Raw genomic sequence first — 3,380 nt, 5'->3', positions numbered from 1 at the left:
GTGTAGTAAGCCTTCCGGTTCTTGTTGACCCGGTAGGTGAGGGACTTCAGTCCCCAGTTCTCGACCCGGCCGACGGACCCGCCATTAGCGGAGATGACACCCTTGTACTGTTCGACAAGCGCATCGACCTGCTGCTGCGAGAGGTCCTGCCGGGCAAGAAACACATGTTCGTAAAGAGCCATTATGTCCTATGCCTTTCTTCGTTTCTCTCCCGGTTCCCGGCGGCAAAAGCCTCTGCAACTTCTCTGACCCGCAAACCCTCGAAGGGGCAGGGGGAAGAAAGGAGCATGACGAGACGGTCGAGAGCGGAGACACGGGAGGCGGAAGCACTTCCGGCTTCACACGAAGGTTCTGAAAAACCTCCGGCCCTCCGTTCAGCCCCCAGCAAGGACCGGCAGATTGCGGGCGTCTATACAGCAATCCGGCCGCAAAGCAAGCGCAAGCGGCATTCCCGTGTGTCATAGCCGATGATCGGGGAGCAGCAACGGTCGGAGTTGTGGTTTCCGGCAACCACGTCTTAACCACACCAGCAGGTTGTGTGGAGTTGAAGCCTGGCCATCAACGGTCGATTCATCATCGAAGGCGCAAAAGCCCGGACAACCGCGCAAAAGCGGCAAGCATTCCCGGGGGTAAGGATGCTTTTCAACAAATTCTGGCGCTCGAAGAGCGGCAATTTCACGCTTGTGCTGGGACTGGGTTTGCCGGTCATCCTGACGGCAGTCGCTTTCGCAACCGATATCTCGACCCTTATGCGAGCCAAGAGCAATCTGCAGAACGCTCTTGATTCGGCAAATCTTGCTTCTTCGCACCTTGGCGATCTCGACATCACCCGCAATGACGCTTTCAACCGCTATTTCCAGGCCAACATCGTCGGTCATGGCGAACTCGGCAATGCGCAGGCGACGCTGACTGTCGATAAGGGCGTCAACTTCGTCAAGACAAAGGCGATTGCCTCGGCGGACGTCAATCTCAACTTCGCCTTCCTGTTCGGCGACAGCAAGCACATCGTGGTCGATGCCTCGGCGGTCGAATCGAACAACCAGCTCGAAGTCGTGCTGGTACTGGACAACACCGGCTCGATGGCCGGCGCGCGCATGACGGCACTGAGGACGGCGACAAAATCGTTGCTCGACACGCTCGAAGCGGCGAAATCGCCGACGCGCAAGATCCGCGCCTCGCTGGTTCCTTTCGTAACCGCCGTCAACGTCAATGGCGACGGCTTCGACCCGTCCTGGATCGACATGGACGGCAAGTCCTCAACCAACGGCGTCAATTTTCCCGTCATCGACGGCAAGCGGCCGAACCACATGGCGCTTTTCAAACAGCTCAAGAAGACCGGATGGACCGATGCCGGATGGAATGGCACCGGATGGAAGGGTTGTGTCGAGGCGCGGCCAGGCGCTTACAATATCTCCGACACGCCACCCGACACGGCCAAGCCCGACACGCTGTTCGTGCCGTACTTTGCGCCGGATGATCCCGAAGACGCCCAAAAGCCGTCTGGCTCCTATGGCAATTCGGATAAATACTACAACAACTCCTATCTCAACGATGTCAGCGACAAAACCAGGCTTGCCCAGTCGGGCATCAACATCCTGGGCATCGATCTCAGCAACCTGCTCGGCAATCTCATCGAACTTCTGTCGCCCGATGACAGGGCTGCCAGGGAAAAGATTGCCAAATATGTTGCGCCCGCCAAGGAACTCATAACCGAGATCGGCTCTCCCATCACTATCGGTCCGAACCGTGCGTGTCCGACCCCGGTGGTCCCCCTGACCGACGATTTCGACAAGCTGCGCAAGGCTGCCAGTCAGATGACCGAGTGGAACGGTTCGGGCACCAACGTCTCCGAGGGCCTGTCATGGGGTATGCGGGTGCTGTCGCCCGCCGCGCCCTACACCGATGGGGCGCCGTGGAAGACGCCCGGCATCAGCAAGATCGTGCTGTTGCTCACCGACGGCGAGAACGTCGTCTATGGCGCCAGCCAACAGCCGACGAAATCTGACTACACATCATATGGTTATCTGGCCGGCGGCCGTTTCGGATCAGATAACCAGACGACCGCTGCGCGCAATGTCGACGGCTGGACCAAAAACGTCTGCACGCAATTGAAGAACGAGGGCGTGCAAATCTACACCATGGTGCTGCAATCCGACACCGCAGCCAACCGCGCGCTTTACAGCGCCTGCGCTTCTGATCCGAGCGGCTATTATGCAGTCAACGATCCGACCAAATTGCCGGACGTTTTCCAGCAGATCGCCAACAAGTTCTCGAAGCTGCAATTGACGAACTGAACGCGCGATCCGACACAGACGAGCCTGAGGGATCGTTGGGCTCAACTCGTATGGGCGACAACCTTGTCCTTGTCGACCGTTTCGGGGAAGAAGTCAGGCGCTGCCTGACGCTTGCCGAACATCATATCGTACTGCAGCAGGCGGAAATCGCGGATCGCCGGATCGATCTCCTTCTGCCGCGCCCAATCGGGCGTGGCTTCGCCAGCCGGCGTCAGCAGAAGATTGCGGTCGACGACACGGTAGCGTTCGCTCATCTCGCCCAGGAAGCCGGTGTAGTAGGGATGGCTGATTCCGGCCGTTTTCAGGATATGATAGGGCAGGAAGGCTGGGCTGACGGCACCCATCTGCTCAGCCGGCCCGGTGCGGTTCGACCAGATGACCAGCGGCGTCTCGTGATGCTCGAGAGCAGCCTCGGGCGACGCTTCCTTGCGCGGCGCGACATTGTCCTTGAGGAAGCCGGTTTCGACATAGACCGGCCCCAGCGGCGGCAGATGGTCGCCGAAGAAGGCGATTACGGTGGGGCGGGAGCGTTTCTTGGCCCATTCGACGAGGCGTTCGAGGCCGCGATCGGCATCGGCTGAGCCCTCGGCGTAGCTGAGTAGCGATTCGCGCGCCCACTGGCTGATCGGCGCCTGCACCCTATGCGTGGGATTGTAATAGCGGTTCGGCTCGTAGGGACCGTGGTTTTGCAGGCTGACCGCAAAGAAGAACACCGGCTCGTCGCTGGCGTCGGCCTCGCTGATGATCTCGTCGGTCATCGCCGCATCCGATGCCAGTGGCCCGCGCTTTTGCATTGGCGGCAGCGTCTCTTCCGACATGAAATCGTTGAAGCCGAAATCGGCATAGACCGCGCCACGGTTCCAGAACCAGTTGGTGCCGGGATGGATGGCGCGCGCCCGGTAACCCTGGCTCTTCAGGAAGGTCGCGAGCGAAGGCGTCGGCGTGCGCACATATTGCTGATAGGGGATGCTGCCTGCCGGCAGGAACGCGTTGGAGAAGCCGGTCAGCGCCTCGAACTCGATATTGGCGGTCATGCCGCCGAACTCCGGCGAGAACATCGAGCCCGAGCGCAGCGCCCGCACATTG

At 60.0% G+C, this 3,380-nt stretch carries 3 protein-coding genes; 1 reads left to right on the top strand and 2 read right to left on the bottom strand.

Features of this window, described 5'->3' with window-relative positions; translation table 11 throughout:
- Positions 1-182, bottom strand: a 182-nt coding sequence (gene rpsF / locus EN984_RS27425) for a 30S ribosomal protein S6 (RefSeq protein WP_127384093.1), incomplete at its 3' end; no start/stop codon positions are given.
- 453 nt (positions 183-635) lie between these two features.
- Here rpsF and EN984_RS27420 point away from each other — a divergent pair.
- A complete protein-coding gene (locus EN984_RS27420; protein ID WP_127269336.1) occupies positions 636-2,294 on the top strand; it encodes a pilus assembly protein in 1,659 nt (552 codons plus the stop codon).
- A gap of 41 nt (positions 2,295-2,335) precedes the next feature.
- On the opposite strand, the gene EN984_RS27415 is transcribed toward EN984_RS27420, so the two are convergent.
- The coding region (locus tag EN984_RS27415; RefSeq protein ID WP_164765680.1) for an LTA synthase family protein at positions 2,336-3,380 on the bottom strand (1,045 nt) is incomplete at its 5' end.

This window comes from Mesorhizobium sp. M7A.F.Ca.CA.004.12.1.1, from assembly GCF_003997835.1.
Taxonomy (GTDB): domain Bacteria; phylum Pseudomonadota; class Alphaproteobacteria; order Rhizobiales; family Rhizobiaceae; genus Mesorhizobium.
The sequence above is the reverse complement of the archived record's forward strand: the minus strand, read 5'-3'. Positions and strand labels throughout refer to the sequence as shown.